General features: G+C 37.2%; 20 protein-coding genes and 1 other annotated feature. Of the genes, 15 read left to right on the top strand and 5 right to left on the bottom strand.

What is annotated here, in order from left to right; all coding sequences use genetic code 11:
- Positions 1 to 4 precede the first annotated feature (4 nt).
- From argB to argF, 5 genes are all read left to right on the top strand, one after another.
- Positions 5 to 787: an acetylglutamate kinase gene (argB, locus tag A9C19_RS15265; protein WP_072580735.1), complete on the top strand. Its 783-nt coding sequence runs from the start codon at positions 5 to 7 to the stop codon at positions 785 to 787.
- On the top strand, positions 784 to 1,944 hold the full coding sequence (locus A9C19_RS15260) for an acetylornithine transaminase (RefSeq protein WP_072580734.1): 1,161 nt from the start codon (positions 784 to 786) through the stop codon (positions 1,942 to 1,944). The genes argB and A9C19_RS15260 overlap by 4 nt, the downstream gene beginning before the upstream one ends.
- A gap of 95 nt (positions 1,945 to 2,039) precedes the next feature.
- Positions 2,040 to 3,110 carry a carbamoyl phosphate synthase small subunit gene (locus tag A9C19_RS15255; RefSeq protein WP_072580733.1) on the top strand — a complete coding sequence of 357 codons (1,071 nt, stop codon included), beginning with the start codon at positions 2,040 to 2,042 and terminating at the stop codon, positions 3,108 to 3,110.
- Entirely contained in the window at positions 3,103 to 6,192 is a 3,090-nt protein-coding gene (locus A9C19_RS15250) for a carbamoyl-phosphate synthase (glutamine-hydrolyzing) large subunit (RefSeq protein WP_072580732.1), read from the top strand. The genes A9C19_RS15255 and A9C19_RS15250 overlap by 8 nt, the downstream gene beginning before the upstream one ends.
- The gene (gene argF, locus A9C19_RS15245) at positions 6,189 to 7,133 is read left to right on the top strand and encodes an ornithine carbamoyltransferase (protein WP_072580731.1); all 945 of its coding nucleotides are present in this window, start codon (positions 6,189 to 6,191) and stop codon (positions 7,131 to 7,133) included. The genes A9C19_RS15250 and argF overlap by 4 nt, the downstream gene beginning before the upstream one ends.
- Before the next feature lie 292 nt (positions 7,134 to 7,425).
- Here argF and A9C19_RS15240 read toward each other — a convergent pair whose 3' ends face one another.
- Complete coding sequence (locus tag A9C19_RS15240; RefSeq protein WP_072581915.1) at positions 7,426 to 8,193, bottom strand: undecaprenyl-diphosphate phosphatase; 768 nt, start codon at positions 8,191 to 8,193, stop codon at positions 7,426 to 7,428.
- A gap of 180 nt (positions 8,194 to 8,373) precedes the next feature.
- Here A9C19_RS15240 and A9C19_RS15235 point away from each other — a divergent pair, with 180 nt between their 5' ends.
- A complete protein-coding gene (locus tag A9C19_RS15235) occupies positions 8,374 to 8,553 on the top strand; it encodes a YjzC family protein (RefSeq protein ID WP_072580730.1) in 180 nt (59 codons plus the stop codon).
- Positions 8,554 to 8,650: 97 nt separating this feature from the next.
- On the opposite strand, the gene A9C19_RS15230 is transcribed toward A9C19_RS15235, so the two are convergent.
- Entirely contained in the window at positions 8,651 to 8,851 is a 201-nt protein-coding gene (locus A9C19_RS15230) for a YjzD family protein (protein ID WP_420835800.1), read from the bottom strand.
- A gap of 364 nt (positions 8,852 to 9,215) precedes the next feature.
- Between A9C19_RS15230 and A9C19_RS15225 the strand changes: the two genes are divergently transcribed.
- The 4 genes from A9C19_RS15225 (at position 9,216) to A9C19_RS15210 (ending at position 12,447) form a co-directional block, all read left to right on the top strand.
- Entirely contained in the window at positions 9,216 to 9,950 is a 735-nt protein-coding gene (locus tag A9C19_RS15225) for a hypothetical protein (protein ID WP_072580728.1), read from the top strand.
- 499 nt (positions 9,951 to 10,449) lie between these two features.
- Positions 10,450 to 11,217: a hypothetical protein gene (locus tag A9C19_RS15220; RefSeq protein ID WP_072580727.1), complete on the top strand. Its 768-nt coding sequence runs from the start codon at positions 10,450 to 10,452 to the stop codon at positions 11,215 to 11,217.
- 77 nt (positions 11,218 to 11,294) lie between these two features.
- A complete protein-coding gene (locus A9C19_RS15215) occupies positions 11,295 to 12,248 on the top strand; it encodes a BMP family ABC transporter substrate-binding protein (protein ID WP_072580726.1) in 954 nt (317 codons plus the stop codon).
- 13 nt (positions 12,249 to 12,261) lie between these two features.
- Positions 12,262 to 12,447, top strand: coding sequence for a ComZ family protein (locus A9C19_RS15210; RefSeq protein WP_072580725.1), 186 nt, complete (start codon positions 12,262 to 12,264; stop codon positions 12,445 to 12,447).
- Positions 12,448 to 12,504: 57 nt separating this feature from the next.
- Here the strand turns inward: A9C19_RS15210 and A9C19_RS21195 are convergent, their stop codons facing one another.
- On the bottom strand, positions 12,505 to 12,819 hold the full coding sequence (locus tag A9C19_RS21195) for a hypothetical protein (RefSeq protein WP_083584397.1): 315 nt from the start codon (positions 12,817 to 12,819) through the stop codon (positions 12,505 to 12,507).
- A 445-nt stretch (positions 12,820 to 13,264) separates the two neighbouring features.
- Between A9C19_RS21195 and A9C19_RS15200 the strand changes: the two genes are divergently transcribed.
- The 4 genes from A9C19_RS15200 to A9C19_RS15185 all read left to right on the top strand — a co-directional run bounded on the left by A9C19_RS15200 (position 13,265) and on the right by A9C19_RS15185 (position 17,620).
- The gene (locus A9C19_RS15200; protein ID WP_072580724.1) at positions 13,265 to 14,200 is read left to right on the top strand and encodes a beta-ketoacyl-ACP synthase III; all 936 of its coding nucleotides are present in this window, start codon (positions 13,265 to 13,267) and stop codon (positions 14,198 to 14,200) included.
- 77 nt (positions 14,201 to 14,277) lie between these two features.
- Positions 14,278 to 15,522, top strand: coding sequence for a beta-ketoacyl-ACP synthase II (gene fabF, locus A9C19_RS15195; protein ID WP_072580723.1), 1,245 nt, complete (start codon positions 14,278 to 14,280; stop codon positions 15,520 to 15,522).
- Between the two features lie 192 nt (positions 15,523 to 15,714).
- Positions 15,715 to 16,485 (top strand): DUF2268 domain-containing putative Zn-dependent protease, encoded by a 771-nt coding sequence (locus A9C19_RS15190; protein ID WP_072580722.1) that lies wholly within the window; start codon positions 15,715 to 15,717, stop codon positions 16,483 to 16,485.
- Positions 16,486 to 16,864: 379 nt separating this feature from the next.
- Positions 16,865 to 17,620 (top strand): YjbA family protein, encoded by a 756-nt coding sequence (locus tag A9C19_RS15185; RefSeq protein ID WP_072580721.1) that lies wholly within the window; start codon positions 16,865 to 16,867, stop codon positions 17,618 to 17,620.
- 212 nt (positions 17,621 to 17,832) lie between these two features.
- Here A9C19_RS15185 and trpS read toward each other — a convergent pair whose 3' ends face one another.
- Together trpS and A9C19_RS15175 are read right to left on the bottom strand one after the other, a co-directional pair.
- The gene (gene trpS, locus A9C19_RS15180) at positions 17,833 to 18,825 is read right to left on the bottom strand and encodes a tryptophan--tRNA ligase (protein WP_072580720.1); all 993 of its coding nucleotides are present in this window, start codon (positions 18,823 to 18,825) and stop codon (positions 17,833 to 17,835) included.
- Between the two features lie 91 nt (positions 18,826 to 18,916).
- Positions 18,917 to 19,123: a binding site (T-box leader), on the bottom strand.
- Positions 19,124 to 19,238: 115 nt separating this feature from the next.
- The gene (locus A9C19_RS15175; RefSeq protein ID WP_072580719.1) at positions 19,239 to 19,598 is read right to left on the bottom strand and encodes a DUF3899 domain-containing protein; all 360 of its coding nucleotides are present in this window, start codon (positions 19,596 to 19,598) and stop codon (positions 19,239 to 19,241) included.
- 491 nt (positions 19,599 to 20,089) lie between these two features.
- Between A9C19_RS15175 and A9C19_RS15170 the strand changes: the two genes are divergently transcribed.
- The gene (locus A9C19_RS15170; protein WP_072580718.1) at positions 20,090 to 21,775 is read left to right on the top strand and encodes a peptide ABC transporter substrate-binding protein; all 1,686 of its coding nucleotides are present in this window, start codon (positions 20,090 to 20,092) and stop codon (positions 21,773 to 21,775) included.
- Positions 21,776 to 21,961 lie beyond the last annotated feature (186 nt).

The raw sequence follows: 21,961 nt of genomic DNA, 5'->3' as shown, positions 1-21,961 counted from the left end.
CGAAATGACTAAAAAACTTGTTTTAAAATGTGGAGGTAGCACAGTTCATCAGTTGTCAGAAGCTTTTTTTCAAAGTTTAACGGATCTAGTAAAGGAAGATTGGCAGATTGTAATTGTTCATGGTGGTGGACCTGACATTACAAAGATGCTAAATGAGCTGAGAATTGAATCAGAGTTTGTGAATGGACAGAGGAAAACAACAAAGCCAGTTTTAGAAGTAGCGGAAATGATCCTGGCAGGAAAAATAAATAAGCAGCTAGCGAACTTACTTCAAACTAGACAGTTGAAATCCATTGGTCTGTCAGGAAGTGACGCAGGTATTTTAGGTGCAGAGTACATGGATCAGAAGTCTCTTGGGTTAGTTGGAAAGGTTACGACTGTTCAAACAGAAGTGCTTCAGCTTCTTATGCAAAACGGATATATTCCAGTCATGGCTCCACTTGCCCGCAATGGGTCACAGGAAACATTAAATGTTAATGCGGATTTAGCTGCAGCTGCGATAGCTAATGCGATTGGAGCTGAGAAATTCCTCTTTGTAACAGATGTACCTGGTATCCTTAACCAGGAAAAACAAGTAATTGAAGAGATAACGCCAACTGAAATTGACTCATTTATTAAAGCCGAAGTGATTACAGGGGGAATGATTCCGAAGGTTCAATCGGCTGTCGCCACATTATCAGATAATTGCCAAGAGGTCATGATTGTGAGTGGGAAAGAAGAATTTTATCAAGGGCATAAATTTAAGGGGACAAAAATTGTGAAGGAGAGGAAGGTATTACAAAGATGAGCTATCAATTTCCAACCTATGCAAGATGGAATGTAACTGTTAAGGAAGCTAAAGGTTCATGGGTGATCGATGAACACAATCAGAAATATTTAGACTTTGTTTCAGGTATTGCGGTGTGTAATCTAGGTCATGCCGATGAAGATGTTTTAACGTCTATTCAAGAACAGCTAGGTAAGTACTGGCACATGTCAAACCTATTTCAACAGCCAATTCAGGAAGAAGTAGCAAAAAAGCTAGTGGAATCCAGTGATGGAGATGCTGTATTCTTTTGCAATAGTGGAGCAGAAGCAAATGAAGCGGCAATTAAGCTAGCACGTAAATTTACAGGCAAGACAAAGATTGTCACGTTTTATCAATCCTTTCATGGCCGTACCTTTGCGACAATGTCAGCGACAGGTCAGGAAAAGATTCAACAAGGCTTTGGTCCGTTACTTGAAACTTTTGAATACTTGCCTTATAACGATGTACAACAACTCGATCATTTGCAGGATGATGTTGCGGCCATTATGCTAGAAGTTGTTCAAGGTGAAGGTGGCGTTGTTCCTGCAACTGAGGACTTTATAAGCAAAGTGAAAGAAACCTGTGAAAAACTAGGAGCATTGCTAATCATTGACGAGGTTCAGACGGGAATAGGGCGTACGGGGAAACCTTTTGCCTATCAGCATTACAACCTCTCACCTGACATTATTACGTCAGCAAAAGGCCTAGGTAGTGGATTACCTGTTGGAGCAATGATTGGGAAAAAGCATCTTGTTGAAACCTTTGGACCAGGTAGTCACGGATCGACCTTTGGAGGAAATCCAATTAGCATGGCAGCAGCAAAAGCTACTTTGGCTAAAATTTTTGAAGAAGAATTTTTAAAGGAAGTTGAGAAAAAAAGTCACTATTTTATAGAGAAGTTGAATAATGTAATAGGTACTCATTTTCTAGTAGAAGAAGTAAGGGGGAAGGGCTTATTACTAGGGATTTCTTGTAAAGAGGAGATCGGTGAAATCATTCAACAATTAAGAGAAGAACAGCTACTAACGTTACCAGCAGGACCGAATGTAATTCGCTTACTTCCACCATTAACGGTTACGTATGAAGAGATGGATGTAGCGATTGAAAAAATCAACCAAGTATTTTCTAAACAAAAGCAATCAGTACTCAGTGAATAGAGTTTATTTTTTTGCGAATGAATGAATAAAAATACTTTAATATAAATAATTATCCGTTTTTTAGGATAAGATTTTTTACAAACGAGGTGTAACAGATGAAAGGTTATCTTCACTTAGAGGATGGATCAATGTACGAAGGAATTTTAGAACAAATTGGTCAAGAAGAAATCAATGGCGAAATTGTCTTTTTTACTGGGATGACGGGATATCAAGAGGTACTAACAGATCCTTCATATAAAAATCAAATTGTTGTCTTCACCTATCCGTTAATCGGAAACTATGGTGTGAATAAGTCAGATGGGGAAAGTAAGGAGCCACAAGTAAAAGCTGTTGTTCTTTATGAGTGTACACAAGAGTATTCCCATTACGAAGCGAAATACAGCATGAAAGAATACCTCCAAAAGTGGAACATTCCAATTTTGCATCATATTGATACACGTGCAGTCGTAAAGAAAATTAGAAATCACGGCTCAATGGCAGCCTTAATTACAAAGAATGCTCATCTTAATGAAGCGCCATGTGAAATGTTTGAAGACGGTGTTTTTGATGTAGCCTCTGCATCCATACAGAGTCATGGCAAAGGTGATAAACATATTGCATTAATTGATTTTGGATTCAAGAAATCAATCCTAACAGCACTTGTTAATAGAGGCTGTAGGGTTACAACGGTACCATTCCACATGATGGACCAAGTAAATCAACTAGAGCCAGATGGGATTCTTTTATCGAATGGACCTGGAGATCCGGAGAAGCTCAAAGACTATTTATCTAAAATAAAGGAACTTGCCGAAAGCTACCCAACCTTTGGAATTTGTTTAGGTCATCAGCTCCTTTCATTAGCCTTTGGTGCGAAAACAAAGAAGTTGCTGTTTGGTCATAGAGGTGCAAATCAGCCTGTTATTGATACAAAAACAGATAAAGTGTTCATGACATCTCAAAATCATAGCTATGTTGTGATGAAAGATAGTTTAGAAAATACGGAGTTAGCTATCCGCTTTTATCATATAAATGATGGCTCAATTGAAGGGATTTCACATAAAACACTACCTATTTTATCAGCTCAATTTCATCCAGAAGCACACCCTGGTCCAACGGATAGTGAGTGGATCTTTGATGAATTTTTAGAATCCGTTACAGCATCAAAAGGAGATATAGCTTATGTCTAAAAACAAATCCATCAAAAAAATTGTTGTCATTGGTTCTGGCCCAATTGTCATTGGTCAGGCAGCAGAGTTTGATTATGCAGGAACTCAAGGCTGCCTAGCGTTAAAAGAAGAGGGATATACGGTTGTTCTCGTTAATAACAATCCTGCAACCATCATGACTGACGAGGAATTCTCAGATGTTCTTTACTTTGAGCCATTAACAGTTGAGAGTTTAACGAAGATTATTGAAAAAGAAAAGCCAGATGGTCTTCTTGCTTCATTAGGAGGTCAGACGGGTCTTAATTTAGCAATGGAGCTCCATGAAGCGGGCGTACTAGAGAAATATGGGGTGTCGTTACTTGGTACATCGATTGAATCAATTCGTAAGGGAGAAGACCGTAATGAATTCCGTCAATTAATGTACGATTTAAATGAGCCAATTCCCGAAAGTGCAATTGTGACAACGTTTGATGAAGCCATGGATTTTGCGAAGAAAATTGGATTCCCTATTATTATTCGTCCAGCCTATACTCTTGGAGGGAAAGGGGGAGGAATTGCTTCCAACGAGACGGAATATCATAAGCTTGTTAAGAGTGGTTTACATGCAAGTCCTATTACGCAAATATTAGTTGAGAAGAGCATTGCTGGTTTTAAAGAAGTAGAGTATGAGATGATCCGCGATCATAAAGGAACATGTATCTCTGTATGCAATATGGAAAATATTGATCCGGTGGGTGTTCATACAGGTGATTCCATTGTTGTAGCACCCTCTCAAACCTTATCAGATCAAGAATACCATATGCTTCGAAGTGCAGCAGTGAAAATTGTCTCAGCGCTTGGGGTGATCGGTGGATGTAACATTCAGTTAGCATTAGATCCAAACAGTAAACAATATTATGTGATTGAAGTTAATCCACGGGTTAGCAGATCTTCTGCGCTTGCATCAAAGGCTACTGGTTATCCGATTGCTAAAATTGCAGCTAAGTTAGCTGTTGGCTATACGTTAGAGGAATTAAAAAATCCATTAACAATGAGTACGTATGCAAGCTTTGAGCCTTCCCTTGATTATGTAGTTGTGAAATTCCCTAGATGGCCTTTTGATAAGTTTACCAAAGCAGACCGAAAGCTTGGGACAAAAATGAAAGCAACAGGCGAGGTTATGGCGATTGAGCGTAATTTAGAAGCGGCCATTCAAAAAGCTTGTGACTCCCTTGAATTAGATAATATTGGAACACATTTACCCGAACTTGTGAAGCTTTCTACAGAAGAAGTAATTGAATTAATGAGGGTAACAGATGATCGCCGTTTCTTCGCAGTCATGGAATTAATTAGAAGAGGTGTATCTCTTCAAGAAATCCATGATATCACGAAAATGGACTATTATTTCTTATCCTCCTTTAGCCATATTGTTGAGATGGAGGGAAAAATAAAAACGCAATTTCCACTTCTTTTTGATGTAGAGCTTATGAAGAAGGCGAAGGAAAAGGGGTTCTCAGACAAAACGATTAGTACTTTAATAGAAACGCCTGAAAAAGAAATCAGAAAGCTTCGTCTTGGAGCGGGCATTACGGCTTCTTATAAATATGTTGATACATGTGCTGCAGAATTTGAAGCTCGTACAAACTATTTTTACTCCACGTATTTTGGAGAGAATGAACAACCAGCATTATCAAATCAAAAGAAAATTCTTATTATCGGTTCAGGACCAATTCGTATTGGTCAAGGTATTGAATTTGATTATAGTGCAGTTCACGGTATTAAGGCATTAAAACAGCTTGGCTATGAAGCAATTATGATTAATAATAATCCTGAAACAGTGAGTACAGATTTTGAAACAGCTGACCGTTTGTATTTTGAGCCTATTACGCTTGAGCATGTCTTAAACGTGATTGATTCTGAGAAGATTGATTCAGTGATTGTGCAATATGGGGGCCAGACAGCGATTAATCTTGCCGACCAGCTTGAGTCAGCAGGTGTTAAGCTACTTGGAACAGATACTGACACATTAGATTGGCTTGAAGATCGTGACAAGTTCTACCACATCTTAGATGAGTTACACATCCCTCATGCGAAGGGATTAACAGCAAACGATGCAACTGAGGCCGTTCATGGAGCTCAAGAAATAGGATATCCAATCTTGCTACGTCCTTCTTATGTAATTGGTGGTAAAGGAATGGTTGTCGTGCAATCAGAAGCAGAATTAAAGGAGCTTCTAGCGACTAACACAACGATGATCTATCCAATTTTAATTGATCAATTTGTTCAAGGAATTGAAGGTGAGATCGATCTCATTTCTGATGGGGAGGAAGCATTTATTCCTACTTTTATTGAACATGTTGAGCCTGCTGGTGTTCACTCGGGTGATAGTTTAGCGATTCTACCATCACAGCACTTTTCCAATCATACAAAACAGGTGATTAAAGAGTATGCAAAAAAATTGGTGAAAAGACTAACTTATCGTGGAATCATGAATATCCAGTTTTTATTGAATAGGGACGATGTTTTTATTCTAGAAGTAAATCCACGAGCAAGTCGAACAGCTCCGGTTATTAGTAAGGTGACAGGTATTCCAATTATCAAATATGCTACTCAGCTTTTATGCGGTCGTTCTTTAAAAGAAGTGAATCTTCAGCCGCTAAAGGAGACGTCTATTGTAGCAGTGAAATATCCTGTTTTTTCAAGTCATGCCTTACATGATGTGGATATTACAGTAGGACCAGAAATGAAAGCAACTGGTGAAGGTATGTGTGTAGGAGGAAATCTTCAAGAAGTTTATCGTAAGATTTTCTATAAAGACTTAGAAAACGTGACCTCCGTTTATTTTGATGTCATTGATGAAGAAGCCATAACAAAAGCAAAAGAAGCAGGGCTTAAAGTAGAAGTCGACCATTTTGACACTTGGGTCGAAGGAGACAAGGGGATTTTTGTATCCATTGATGATCGTCCTAACGGAAAACGAAACAGAGAGCAGGCTATTGAAAAAGGGATGGTTCTCTTTACACATATGAGTACATTTTATGCTTGTCTTGAAGCAACAAAGCTTGTAGATAGTTCGGTATCCTCTATGCAAGAATTACTACAAAAGGAAGTGGTGAACCAATGATTAGTGTTCCTGTTATTGAAAAAACGAAACAAACAAAACGCGATTTTTTAACGCTTTTAGATTATAGCCAAGAAGAAATTATTGAACTGCTAGACGATGCCTTTCAATTGGAATTGCAGCCTATCCAACCAATTCTACAAGGAAAAACATTAGCGATGATATTTGAGAAATCATCGACAAGAACACGCGTTTCGTTTGAAACAGGTATGCTTCAGCTTGGTGGTCATGCTTTGTTCTTAAGTAGTCAAGATCTTCAACTAGGAAGAGGAGAACCTGTTTCAGATACAGCAAAGGTTCTGTCAGGTTATGTGGATGCGATTATGATTCGTACGTTTGGGCATGACAAAATTGAGGAGCTTGCTAATCATGCATCCGTTCCCGTAATTAATGGACTTACGGATTTATTTCATCCGTGCCAGGCACTTGCTGATTTAAAAACGATATATCGTTTAAAAGGTAAATTTACAGGTGTAAAAACAGCTTACTTAGGTGATGGAAATAATGTGGCTCATTCATTAATGATTGCAGCTGCAAAGGTAGGAATGGACTTTACTATAGGATGTCCAGTTGGCTATGAGCCAAATCAAGAAATAGTCGAAAAAGCAATGGAAATTGCGAAGCAAACTGGAGCAACAATTGAAGTGACAACTAATCCTATAGATGCCGTGAAAGATGCCGATATTGTGTATACAGACGTTTGGGCGAGCATGGGACAGGAAAGTGAGCAGCAGAAACGCTTACTAGCATTTAAAGACTTCCAAGTAAACGATGCACTTGTACAATTTGCTAAAGATGACTATCATTTTCTTCATTGTTTACCAGCCCATCGTGAAGAGGAAGTAACGGCTTCAATCATTGATGGAGAACATTCAGCAGTATTTGAGCAAGCTGAAAACCGTCTCCATGTACAAAAAGCTTTGCTAAAGAAATTGTTAGTATGAGAAAAACGGGAGGCTGGGACAAAACAAAGAGCCAGGTACCCTCCGATACAATCTATTGTGTGCACTAGATAAATCAGTGCGTACATATAGTCGTTACGATAAGGTGCCAGGCACTTCTGTCCCAGCCTCTTCTTTTTTTGAGCTTCTATAGAGATGAGACGTTACCCTTAGCTTTTCTTTATCGTTTCCATTCGTGTGAAGGAACTTATAATAATAAATAAAAAATAGAAGGGTTCAGAATAAAATTCTGAACCCTTTTATTTTACACTATCTGTAGTAGATTCCATTTAGTTTAAGCGAAAATTAACACTGCTATTCCCACAATAAAGCAGTAATAAGCAAAATACTTCAAGTTCCCTTTAGCCATAATATTCATAAACCATTTTAGGGAAAAATAAGAAGTGATAAGAGCAGCTATAAATGCCACAATATAAGGGAGTAACAATGTATCTAAATTCGGATCTTCCATTAATTCTGATACGCTTAAAATGAGCCCTCCGAAGCTTACAGGGATAAACATTAAGAACGAGAACTTTAAAGCAGTTTCTTGCTTCATTCCTAGTCCCATAGCTGCAACAATCGTTGCACCAGAACGACTAATGCCTGGTATTAAGGCAACTGCTTGGGCAAACCCAATAATAAGAGCATCTTTGAAAGAAAGATCCCCATCATTTTTCCGTCCGCGTAAATTTCGAATTGTCCAAAGGGCAATTCCTGTGATGATAAGTGTAACAGCTGTTACTTGAATATATTTATATTGAGAGATGACATCATCAAATAGGACGCCGATCACTCCAGCTGGTATTGTTGCAATTATTAAATAGACAATAAATTGAAAATCATTTTTTGCGTTAGGATCTTTTGTTGTTATGTACTTAACACCGTTAACCGTTAGACGAGCAAGATCCTCACGATAGATGAGTAAAACAGCGAGTAAAGACGCTGCGTTAACAAATAATTCAAAAGATAATCCATCAATAGTAACTCCTAAAAAATGCTGGGCAAACACTAAATGACCACTAGAAGAAATAGGAATTGGCTCTGTAAACCCTTGAAACATTCCAAGTAACAAGTATTTTAAAAGTAAGAAAATATCCAAACGTCATAGTCCTCCGCTAAAAAGTTTAACAATCCTTTTCCATTTAACTACAGGATTGGAACTCTGTAAAGAACTTTATGAGTACTAATGAAAAAAGATAAAAAGGTAACACTATAGATAAGTACGGAAGGAGGAGACATTATGGGACAACAACACCGTTTTCGTTCTGGACAAAAAGCACCTAATAATGGAATTTATGTAGAGATTGGGGAAACTGGTGATAATGTAAAAAATCCAGGTCAAATAAAACTAAAAGCTGGAGATCGCTTCCCTGAAACAGCAAACCATAACCGTCAATGGACATATAAAAGAAAGCCATAAGTCGTAACTTCTATAAGAGTTCTCCATAATAATAAAAAACAACAAAAAAATCCTACAGCAATGTAGGGTTTTTTGTTGTTACGTCGAAAGGTATTGATTAATGATGATCATGATCTGCAGCAGGTTCGCTAGGGATGACCTGAGCAATTAAAATGATGACAACGATTGCAATAACAGATAAAACAGTCGCTGTCATGAAATCGTAATGACCACCTGACATAGAATTAACTACATAAGATGCCATATGTATTAATAAAAACCCCCAGATAAATGTCCATAAAAAACGCAATGTATTCACCTCTATTTCCAGACGAATTCTTTTTATATAGTATCACAATTTCTCTTATTAAAAAAGCTTGTTTCAGAAACTTTTGTGGGTAAAGGTAAAGGAGAAGAGAGCTTAAAAATAATCGATGATCTTGTTCGAACTCTTTAGAGCTTATGATAGGTTCACAAATCTTAATAAAAGAACTAAAAAATTATGTTAGTCAATTCATAAACATGAATTTTCCTGCATTGACTGATAAGACCAGCCTCTTTCATTCATCTATGCAGCAATTCGTCTATATTTTTTCATTTTGTGATAGTGTCCCATGCTTTTTATATTAGACAACATACATTATATAGTGGAAAAAGTCTCAAAAGAAAGGTGGTGGCAAGTGATGAACATAATGGAGCGATTCTTTAAATTAGATACAGAATGGAATGTTTTGCATCTCCCACCAAAACCAAATGGCTTTGCTGTTTTTATCATTGGCGATCGATCTGACTTTGTCGATGAAGATTCAAGCTTTTGGCATCAGAATTATGGGCGATATCAGCTAGTTCAGCAATTATTGAATCAAGGGTATACACTATATCACTCAAACTTGTTTGGTAACAATTGGGGAAGTCCTAGAGCACTCACAATGGCAATGCAGCTATATCATGTTGTAATGAAAAAAGAAATTCTTAATCCCAAAATCCATCTTCTTGTGGATGGGATGGGTGGTTTAACAGCTATTCAAATGATGCAAAAGATGTCAGATAAAATCCGCTCTGTTGCCATGCTGAATCCTTGCCTAGACCTAAAAGCTCATCTGGAAAATGAAAAAGAACATAAATTTTTTTACAAAAGATTGAAAAGGGAAATAGGAGAGGCCTATGAGGTGGACTCGAAGAAAATAGCATCTTTAACCTTACCAGGTATAGATGAGTGTATCGATGATCTTCCGGTTCGAATATGGCAAAGAATGAATAAAAGCAATTATCCTTCGAGGAGCCATGGGAAAAAGTATGAGGAAATAAGAGAGAGAATGGGGAAGCCAATTCAATTTAATTACCACCTAGGTGAAAATCCATACCGAGTAAACCAATCAATTATTAAATTTTTTAAAGAAAATGAAAAAGTCTTATAAGTGAATCAATTTCATAGATGCTTATCTTAAGAAGCAAAGAACTACAGAGTTTAGATATCATTAAAATTTAGACTATTTTCATAAACTCGTGGCTATGTATTAAGTGTCCGGTCTGGTTGAATTCTGCTCCAGTTGCTCGCTTTTTCACGGGGCGGGCGGTGAGTCTCTTCGGCGAAAACGCCTATGGGGTCTCACCTGTCCCACTCCTCCCACAGGAATCTCGCACCTCCCTTCCATTCAACCTTAAGTCGTTTTCGTTCAAAGAACCTATTTTGTAAGGCGACAATCTCTTTGGAAAGACCACTGATTTGTAAATTTTAAGCAGTTTGTTGCTGATGGAACATGGCATAACTTAACTTCATTTCACGTGTAGGGAAAGGTGCTAAAAGGTGGGGGCCCTGTGCTTCTCCTATTCAGTTATCCGTTAATAATTGTTACTACTAGGACAAGGAGTTCAATCATAGGCTATAAATAATTGGGTTCTTTAAGGAGGGATTACATGGTAAATCGAGTAATGGTATATGGTGCAAATTCTTTTTATGGTCTGCATCTTTGTGAAGAATTAGTGAGTCAAGGTATTGAAACACATGCCATCTTTATAGAAGAGACAAAGGATGACCAGCAGAGGTTAGTTGATGAACACCTTCTATATATAGGAAGAAATGCATTGCTTGAAGTAGAACAATATCGTAGCGATCTACTAGATAGTGAGGCAGATGTGGTAATCGTTTGTCATGAAGAGCTACGTTGTGAGGAAGGAGTGGAATACCTAATACAAGCAAGTGAGATCTCGAAACAGAAGGAGATTCCTCTTTTATATATCCATTCAGTCAGTGAAAGAGCAAATCAAGATAAGCGCAGAGTGAATCTCAAAAGGTGTATGAACGTATTAAAAGAGGGAGAGAGTCGATACTGTCAACTAAAGGTACCATTGCTATTTGGGCCATTTCAAGATAAAACAGAAAAAGTGAACGCTTTATTGTTGGAGTACTTAAATCAACAAATCTCACATATTGAGATAGATGAGCCAGTCGTCTATGTGAAGGATGCAACTCGAGCTACATATGGATTACTTGATATGTTACAGGAAGGCATGGTTTATTACCTTAACGGTAGAAAATTTGATGATAAAGTCTGTACACTACCAATAACGAGCAGTGAAAGAAACAACGAAGTGAAGCAAAACGAAAAGATAATTGAAGTACCAGAAACCTTCTCCCTTGAAGAATGTATAAAAAAACAAATTGATTTTTTAAGGGAACAGTAAAAAGCTTAGTACTTGTACATTCTCATCTACAAAGGATAAAATATAATCAGTAAATGATTGCAAGGGAGTGGTTGCCCATGTACATAAAGCTTGGTTTTGTTTTTATTATTCTTTTTTCGCTTTTTGGTTGTGGACAACCTGCAGCATCAGGTGAACTACAAAGTGTAGGCTTACTTGTACCAGAATCTATTGATGATCAGGTTTGGGGAACGAAGGGCTATAAAGGTCTTTTAAAGATTCAATCTGAATTAGGTGTAGATGTATATTATAAAGAAGGAATGAATGAAGAAGGTAAAATACGGGCGGCTATTGAAGAGTATCAGGAAAAAGGTGTAAATCTGATATTTGGTCATGGTAGTGAGTATGCAGCATTCTTTAATACGCTGGGTGAAGAATTTCCCGAGATTCATTTTGTCCTTTTCAATGGAAAAGCTGTAGGTGAGAATGTCACGAGCTTAAACTTCGAGTCGCATGCTATGGGGTTTTTTGGTGGCATGGTTGCTGGTGAGATGACCTCTTCTAATAAGGTTGCTGTGCTAGCTGCGTTTGAATGGCAACCAGAAGTTGATGGTTTCTTTGAAGGAGCCTATTTCCAAAATGAAGACGTTCATGTTGATATTGAATATGTTCAGGATTGGAATGATGTAGACACAGCGATGATCTTACTGGATGAAATCCTAGAATCTGGTAATGATATTGTCTATGTTGCAGGGGACGGATATAATGTTTCTGTTATTGAAAAATTAAAAGCTGAGGGTCTTTTTGCAATTGGGTTCGTTTCAGATCAATCTGATTTAGGCACAGGCACGGTGTTGACGAGTACAGTTCAACATGTTGACCGCTTGTATGAAAATGTGGCAAAATCCTTTAATGAAGGGACTCTAGATAGTGGTGAGATTTATTTTGATTTTCAAGATGATGTCATCTCTTTAGGGAAATTTAGTCCACTTGTTGAAGAGACCTTTCGAGAAACACTACAAAAGCATATAGAAGAGTATGTTGATAGCGGACTTTTACCAAATCAAAAGTAATGGAGTGATTAGAATGGAACAGCATCCAAAATCGATGGAATTTATGCAAATAGCTATGAAATATTTACCTGAAGCAAAGCAGAAATTTGAAGGATCAGGAATTGATTTATCAATGGAAACGATCCAGCCGATGCTTGAGCTTTTTACAAAAGTAATGGGTGAAGCATACGAATTAGGGAAAAAAGACGCTTCAAACTAAGAATCAATAGGCCAGACTCTTTCACAAAGGGGACTGGCCTTTTCCTTTGTTCTAGTTCTATATCTTCTTCTTTATATAATCCATGATAGGTGAAAATTCTTTGAGCATAGGCTTCAAATTTTCAAGGGAAACCATAATATCGTCTATTTGTTCCATTAATGTGAAATAATTAGCTTCGTTTCCTTCCTGCGGCTCACTCTTGTCAGACTCCTCTTTTTTAGAAGGATCCTCTTTTTTTCTTGTTCCAAACATGAGTTCAGTAAAGGGATCTGCTTGCCTATCCCTCTCTTTCTTATCAGAATTCCCTTTCGTTTCTTCTTCATCATGTGCCTCTGCCGGTTTGAAAGTTGAAAGAATGTCCTCAAGGTTCATCTTACGTCGTCCACCTCCATTTAGTAAATTCAAATGTTTTTGATTAAATTGAAATACGTAACTAGCTAGGTATCGTATCCTGACATTTAAGGCTTCTTGGTCCTTTGTATATAGTTTATGAACGAAAAAACAACTCGTTCTAGTCATGAACACAGAAACATACATATTGAAAAATATTTTTGAATAAGATAAAATTAGTACCAAGTCATAATATTTGATATAAAAAAATAATGAGATATAGTTAGAAAGTATAAACATAGTGTGGATTTCAATGACAGGTAAAATGTTTTTTACTGAGGATAAGGCTTGTCTAGAAGTTTATAGGAGAGAATTCTTCAAACCTCTTGGTTTATGCTTATCCTTAGTAAGTAGGAAGTTGTTTCCTAACCACATGATAAGAACCAATAAATTATTGGCATACTACTTAAATAAAGGGGTTGCGCATATGAAGGCAGCAGGTATTTTAGGGATTGCAAAATACACACCTGAGAAAATTGTTACAAACGCTGATTTAGAAAAAATCATGGATACATCGGATGAATGGATACGTACGAGAACTGGTATTGAAGAGAGAAGAATCGCAGAAGATTCTATGGACACTTCCCATATGGCATTTTTAGCAGCAGAAAAAGCGATCGCTAATGCTAATATTACAGCAGAGGATCTTGATTTAATCTTGGTGGCAACCGTTACACCAGACCAACCATTTCCAACAGTAGCTTGTATGCTTCAAGAAAGGCTTGGTGCGAAAAAGGCGGCAGCAATGGATATAAGCGCTGCTTGTGCTGGCTTTATGTATGGAATGATTACAGCAAAGCAGTTTATTGAAACAGGGGCGTATAAGCATGTATTGGTTGTTGGTGTAGAGAAGCTATCGAAAGTAACTGATTGGAATGACCGTAATACAGCTGTTTTATTTGGAGATGGTGCAGGTGCAGCCGTTATTGGACCAGTAAGTGAAGGGAAAGGAATTCTTTCCTTTGAACTAGGAGCTGATGGTACTGGTGGAAAGCATCTTTATCAAGATGAATACATCATCATGAACGGTAGAGAAGTATTCAAGTTTGCAGTGAGACAAATGGGTGAATCAAGTATCAATGTACTTGAGAAAGCAGGATTATCAAAAGAAGATGTTGACTTCCTCATTCCGCACCAAGCTAATATTCGTATTATGGAAGCGGCTAGAGAACGATTAAATTTACCTGTAGAGAAGATGTCTAAAACTGTACACAAATATGGAAATACGTCTGCAGCTTCAATCCCGATTTCCCTTGTAGAAGAGCTAGAAGCAGGGAAAATAAAGGATGGCGATTTAATTGTGATGGTAGGCTTTGGTGGTGGCTTAACTTGGGGAGCCATTGCCTTACGTTGGGGCCGTTAATCGTATAGGTACCTACTATCAAAATGAAATGAACAATTGAAACGTATAATGATACTCTTATGTGAGGTGCAAAAATCATGGAAAAAAAACGTGTAGTAGTAACGGGCTTAGGAGCTCTTTCTCCAATAGGAAATGACGTGGAAACAATGTGGCAAAATGCCATAAATGGTGTTTCAGGAATCGGACCTATTACAAGAGTTGATGCTAGTCAGTTCCCAGCCAAGGTTGCTGCAGAACTTAAAGATTTTAAGATTGAAGAGTATATGGACAAAAAAGATGCAAGAAAAATGGACCGATTTACACAATACGCAGTCGTTTCATCTTTAATGGCTGTAAAAGATGCTAATTTAGAAATTACGGATGAAAATGCTAACCGTATAGGTGTATGGATCGGTTCTGGTATCGGCGGAATGGAGACGTTCGAACAGCAATATAAGCTTCTACTAGAGAAGGGACCTCGTCGAGTTAGTCCTTTCTTCGTACCAATGCTTATTCCAGATATGGCGACAGGTCAGGTATCTATTGCCTTAGGTGCTAAAGGATTTAATTCTTGTACGGTAACGGCATGTGCAACGGGAACGAACTCAATTGGTGACGCCTATCGCGTCATTGAAAGAGGAGAAGCAGATGTAATGATCTCAGGAGGAACTGAGGCGCCTTTAACTGAAATGTCATTTGCAGGATTCTCAGCAAACAAGGCTCTATCAACAAATCCAGATCCTAAAACAGCAAGCAGACCATTTGACCAAGATCGTGATGGTTTCGTTATGGGAGAAGGTGCAGGCATTCTTGTTCTTGAGGAACTTGAGCATGCTTTAGCACGTGGAGCGAAAATCTATGCTGAAATTGTTGGCTATGGTGCAACGGGTGATGCCCATCATATTACAGCTCCAGCACCGAATGGGGAAGGCGGAGCTCGTGCCATGAAGCAAGCGATAGATGGAAGTGGTCTTCAAGCCGAGGAGATTGATTATATTAATGCACATGGTACAAGTACTCCATACAACGATAAATTCGAAACTCTAGCCATTAAAGAAGTGTTTGGTGAACATGCCAATAAGCTAGCAATCAGTTCAACAAAATCAATGACAGGTCATTTGTTGGGCGCTGCAGGTGGAGTTGAAGCAATATTTAGTATATTAGCTATCAAAGAAGGAATCATTCCACCAACAATCAATTACAACACACCAGATCCAGAATGTGATTTGGATTATGTACCGAACGAATCGCGCAAACAGGACGTTCAGGTAGCACTTAGTAACTCACTTGGCTTCGGTGGTCATAACGCTACAATTATTTTTAAGAAGTATGAAAACGAATAATGAAGTGTAAGTGAAAAGGAAAAACGAAGGTGGGTAAGCTGCCTTCGTTTTTTGCTTTGATGCTGATTGTTTGCACATGAGTCAATATGTTAGGTGAAAGTTAGTAAAAAGTTAACGCCTGATTCTTTTCATCTGATGAACAGTCCTCCTTTTTCTACATATACTAGTGTGAGGGAAGGGAGAGTGGATAATGTGACTGTAATAGATACTATAGAGTGGCTAACAGAATCCCCCTTAAAGATAGATGTTTGCAAGAAACTACAACCGTATTTCTCTTCAATGAAGCCTCATGAAATATCAAAGTACCTACAATCATTTGGAATGTACCGCCATACAACACATATTGATTTGTGGCTTGAAAAAAAGAAGAATGAGAAAGTTTCTTCCTATGTAAAGCGATTAGAAAAAGACTATAAAGCGAAGTGGGGAGGTCCAGAGGTTCCTATATTTATTCTACCTGCTGATGATGATAATCGAAAAATAAACAATGAATATTTTGGGAGATCAGGACTGGCTTTTCATAATAAGCTGTTTTTGTTTTTAACAATTGAGGTAAGAAAAGAGGATCTAACCTCGCTATTTCTCCATGAGTACCACCATGTCAGTCGATTATCACAGATTACAAAAAGAAAGATGGAAAAGGATTTCACTATCATTGACGCCATCTTAATGGAAGGTTTAGCTGAAAACGCTGTGAGAGAAGAGCTTGGTGAAGAATACGTGGCGTCATGGGCAAAAAAATATTCCAATGAACAGTGTGAGCGATTTTATCAGACGATCATTATCAAAAATAAGGAGATTACAAGAGATACACCATTATTTTCGCAAATTTTGTACGGTACAGGTTTTTATCCATCAATGGTTGGTTATTCAGTAGGATACTTTTTAGTAAAAAAATATATGGACAAAACAGGTAAGAAGACGAAGGATTTGTTAGGCTACTCTTCGGAAGAATTTATCTAGGCTTGCTTCATAAGGCTTTTCTATCCTAACCTCATAAAGTGAAAATGAACACATTTGGGTACTAGGCTTTGTTTAGTAAAAAGATAAATTGGAAAATGTATAGGAAGCTGTTCGTGGTTAGAATAGGTAAAAAATCTGAATATCTCCTTTTGTTTTATCATAAAGATGAATAGGGACAAGTAGTAAAATTCAATATAGCTTACCATTAGTCAATTAATTCCTATAAAAGTGATTCCTTAGAAGAGAATGTGATCACGATGACAGCACAGCATATAGCAAGAGCAAGAAAAATCTGCGTATATTCTACGTTTTCGAGAATAAAGTTACTATATTTTGCCTATACTGTTTGACAAATGGTATTGAAGTGAGGGGTAGAATGATGTTATTTCTTCATGATGTTTGGGTGAACTGGTTTGAAGGTGAAGAGAACGGATATAACGTTTGTCATTTCCATGAATGGAGAAAAGATGACAGTGTTGAGTTATTAGACCAAGTTCCCCTAATAAAGGTTAAGTCTTTGCTTTTCGATTACATAGAAAACAATTTATCTGAGTTGCCACCTGGTTTATTAAAAGATATTTATCAGAAGGCTTATATTCGTAAAAACCATGAAAGAATTCAATTAGACTATTGTTTTGTAGTGACAGATGGCGTGGGAATTATTGTTGTAGATACGATTGGCTATACAATTCCAATTCGAAAAAGTAGAATCATTCCACGACAGGAGCAGTTAGTTTTTGAGATGATAAAAGATATTGAACCAGTAGAGTTTTCAACTGATGTGTATCAAGATGAATCAGCTGTTAAGCAATATCACATTCTCTCGCTATCTCCAGAGCATATGAGAGGACTGACGAGAAAAGAAAGACAGCTAAAACAATTATTATTTATGGCCCTTGACCAATTACAAGCGACGAAGAATGCCGCAGAGGTTAAGTATTGGTACACGGAATGGAATCCTTCCATGTATGAGGATATCCAGCAAAGTGAATTCGATGAAGTGTGGAATAAGCTTTATGAAGAAACGCTATATGGGTGGTCAAAAAAGCATATTCAATTGTGTGAACGCCTAATAAAAGGACAACCTTTCTTTGAAAAGCTCTGGGATATGGAGCATGAATCGAAGGTGAATTAATAAGGTGGCTGGGACAACACAAAGAGCCAGGAACCCTCCGTACCAATGAAAGTGTGCACGAGATAAACCAGTGCGTACATCTAGTGGTTACGATTAGGTGCCAGGCACTTTTGTCACAGCCTCTTTTAGTTATAAAGAAACGAAATGATAGATCCCCTTTAGGGCTTAGCTTCTGCATCCATAAAGGAGAGGGGATACAGAAGGAAGAAAAATTACTTTCGTTTGCGTCCAAGTCCCATTGCATTCTCCATTTTCTTTACCATTTTTCTAGCAACAGCATTCGCTTTTTCAGCTCCACGGTCAAGAATAAGATCAAGCTCATCGGACTCCATTAACTCATGATATCTTTCTTGAATTGGTGCAAGAGTATCAACAACTATATTTGCGACATCCTGTTTAAATTCTCCATATCCTTTTCCTTCATATTTAGCCTCAAGCTGTTCAATGGTTTCTCCTGAGAAGATACTATAAATAGATAAAAGATTAGAAATACCTGGCTTATGCTCTTTATCAAATTTAACAATTCCTTCAGAGTCAGTAACGGCACTTTTAATTTTCTTCTCAATTACTTTTGGCTCGTCAAGAAGGGTGATAAATCCTTTAGGGTTTGGATCAGACTTACTCATTTTTTTCGTCGGATCAACAAGAGACATCACTCTTGCACCAACTTTAGGGATACGAACCTCTGGAATGGTGAAAATGTCATTGTATTTTTTATTAAATCGTTCAGCTAAATCTCGAGTAAGCTCTAAATGCTGTTTTTGATCCTCTCCAACCGGTACTAAATCTGTTGAATAGAGAAGGATATCGGCAGCCATCAATGGAGGATATGTTAAGAGCCCAGCAGAAACCGCCTCTTTTCCATGTGATTTATCTTTAAATTGTGTCATTCTTTCAAGCTCCCCAATATAAGCAACACATTGAAGCATCCATCCTGCTTGAGCGTGTGCAGGAACCTCTGATTGAATAAATAAGGTTACTTTTTCTGGATCCACTCCAACAGCTATATATAGAGCAGCAAGACTTCTAATGTTTTTTCTAAGTGCTAATCGGTCTTGAGCAACTGTTATCGCGTGCTGGTCAACAATACAAAAATAACAATCATATTCTTCTTGTAAGTCCACGAATTGTTTTAATGCTCCAATATAGTTGCCAAGTGTAACAGATCCACTAGGCTGAATACCTGAAAAGATTGTTTTCTTCATCATTTTTTCCTCCTGTGTAAAGCAATTTATAAAAAAATATTTCTTTATAAAAAGATATGAGAGCACAAAAAAAGCCCACTCATCCCAAAAATATAGGGACGATGGACCGCGGTGCCACCCTACTTATTTCTATAGTAGAAATCACTTAATTCTTTAACGCAAGAACCACGTCTATACATACTTTAGTTCTGTATAGAAGCTCAAAAGTCCATTCCATATAGGTCATTACCTGTTCACAGCAACCACAAGCTCTCTGTAAATGAACCGTATATGTACTACTCTTTATCAAAGCCGATTATGTATGTAAGCTTTCATCAATCAAAATTGGCTACTAGCATTTACACTTTTTTTCATTATAAAAAAAGTGTAAAAGGAATGCAACTGAACGAAAGAATACTTCGTGAAAAATCAGCTTATAAATAATGAATGAAAAGACCTAAAAGCATGAAACCGATGATAATCAAGCCGCTAAATAGAAAAGGAGCATGATCAAAGCTTAGTAACTCAGAAACAGGAATCATTTCATTTACCTCTTGTTTTGTCAGTTCTTTTCCTTTAGAGGTAAACATTCTTCTAAATCCATAGGTAATGCCGTCGAAGAAGCCACCTTTAACCGTCATTGTAAAGGCGGCGATTAAAAGAAAGGATAATCCAAAGTAAAAAGAAATATTAATAAAATGAAGTAAAGTTAATTCTTGGTAATTCAAAAAAGAAAGTAAGAATGTTGCACAGATAGATACAATAACAAGCGTAAATGTTTTTTTTACAGGCAAGATTTCATCACTCTTTCTAAAATGGTAGGTATTTATGAGATTGTTTTTTCCTGGTTTAGGTGTCTGGATTGAGAAAAAAAGACAAAAAGAAGGAAAAATCAAACAAGAAATTACGCTTTTTTATTATAACAGAAGGGAGGAGAAGTAAAAAAATCAAATAACATTATTCTAATAGTGTGAAACTGTAAATTAATTCTAAGGAATTGTAAAGATATTTTTTACGTGGTTTACAAACTTTTAAAAAAGTGTGTTAGATAATGTAACCCTTTGCAAGTCAACGCGTTAAAGTAAATGACCAAATTCTTGGTAAAAATTATGAGAAAATTCTAACGAAACAACTAGGTCTTTAGAACTATTTTTGTCGTAGATTTTCTTAATATTATTGCATTTGTGTAAACTTTATTAAAAAAATAAATGCACAATTGTTTGAATACTTGTATAATAATCCTTGTAAGCAAAACAACTTGTATAAAAAAAAGGGAGGTCTACTTGTGAAAAAGTCGAAATTATTTCTACTTTTAGCATTATCGCTAGTACTTAGCATGTTCCTAGCAGCATGTAATGGTGGCGGTAATGAAGCAACTGACTCTGAAGGCGACACAGATACTGCATCAGAATCAGTAGCACAAGAATTAAAGGTTCTAGAAACATCTGAAATTCCTTCAATGGATAGTGTTATGGCTCAAGACTCTGCGAGTTTTACAGCTCTAGCAAACGTAATGGAAGGTTTATACCGTCTAGATCAAGAACAAAATGCTGTTCCTGGTATGGCTGATGGTGAGCCTGAAGTTAGTGAAGACGGTTTAGTTTACACGGTTAAATTAAAAGAAGCGAAATGGTCTAACGGAGACACTGTAACAGCAGAAGACTTCGTATTTGCATGGCAACGTGCGATTGACCCTGACACTGCATCTCCTTATGGCCCTTACATGATGAATGGTAAAATCAAAGGTGCTAAAGAAATCACAAAGGCAGCTGCTGATGAAAAAGAATATGACTTAAACACTCTAGGTGTTAAAGCTCTAGATGAAAAAACATTAGAAATCACTTTAGAAAAACCAATTCCTTATTTCGAATCTTTAATGGCATTCGGAACTTTCTACCCTCAAAACAAGAAATTTGTTGAGGAAAAAGGTGATCAATACGCATCATCTGCTGAGAACTTAGTTTATAACGGACCATTTGTTCTTTCTACTTGGGCTGGTAACACAGCAACTGAATGGACAATGGAAAAGAATACAGAATATTGGGATGCTGAAACAGTATCTTTAGAAACAATTCAATACAACGTACTTAAAGATCCACAAGCATCTGCAAATGCATACGAAACTGGTGAAGCAGATATCACTGGTAAGCTTGCATCTGATATCGTACCACAATATGAAGGTGACCCTAACTTAGTTAAATGGTTAGAGCCAACAATCTTCTGGATCAAAATGAACCAACAAAACGAAGCATTAGCTAACGAAAACATTCGTCGTGCGATTGCAACTGCATTTAATAAACAAGATTTAACTGACAGCATTTTAAATAACGGTTCAGTACCTGCAAACTATTCAGTTCCAAAAGGTTTCGTTACAGATCCTGCTGGTAAAGATTTCCGTGAAGCGAACGGAGATATGCTTGAATATAACGTAGAAGAAGCGAAAAAATTCTGGGAAGCTGGTTTGAAAGAACTTGGCACAGATACTGTTGAATTAGTATACCTAGGTGGAGACACTGAAACGTCTAAGAAAACAGATTCTTACATTAAAGATCAGTTAGAGAAAAACCTTGAAGGTTTAACAATTGATGTTCAAAGTGTACCATTCAGCGTTCGTTTAGATCGTGATGTGGAAATGGATTACGATTTACAATTTGCTGGTTGGGGTCCTGACTACCAAGATCCAATTTCATTCTCTGATCTTTGGATTACTGATGGTGGTAACAACAAAATGGCATACTCAAATGAGCAATATGACAAATTGTTAGAAGATGCTCAATACACATATGCTGATGATAACGCTAAACGTTTCGAAGCTCTTCAACAAGCTGAGAAAATTCTTTTAGAAGAGGATGCTGGTCTTGCTCCAGTTTACCAACGTTCTTCAAACGTATTAGTATCTGATAAAGTTGAAGGATTCACTTACCATTTCATTGGTCCTGAGTACAGCTATAAGTGGGTTAAAATTAAATAAAATTCATACCCATACTGCTGATAAGGTAACATATTTCTAATATGTTGCCTTATCTAAGCATATTTCTTGTTCGAAATAAGAATTATTTCGAACTGGATGAAGTTTATAGTTTACGGATAGACCAAAAGTCGGTATAATTTAACGAGTTGAAGAGAGTATAGGAGATATACTCTCTTTTTCCCTGTA

It is taken from the genome of Bacillus weihaiensis (assembly GCF_001889165.1).
GTDB classification, from domain to species: Bacteria; Bacillota; Bacilli; order Bacillales; family Bacillaceae; genus Metabacillus; species Metabacillus weihaiensis.
The sequence above is the reverse complement of the archived record's forward strand: the minus strand, read 5'-3'. Positions and strand labels throughout refer to the sequence as shown.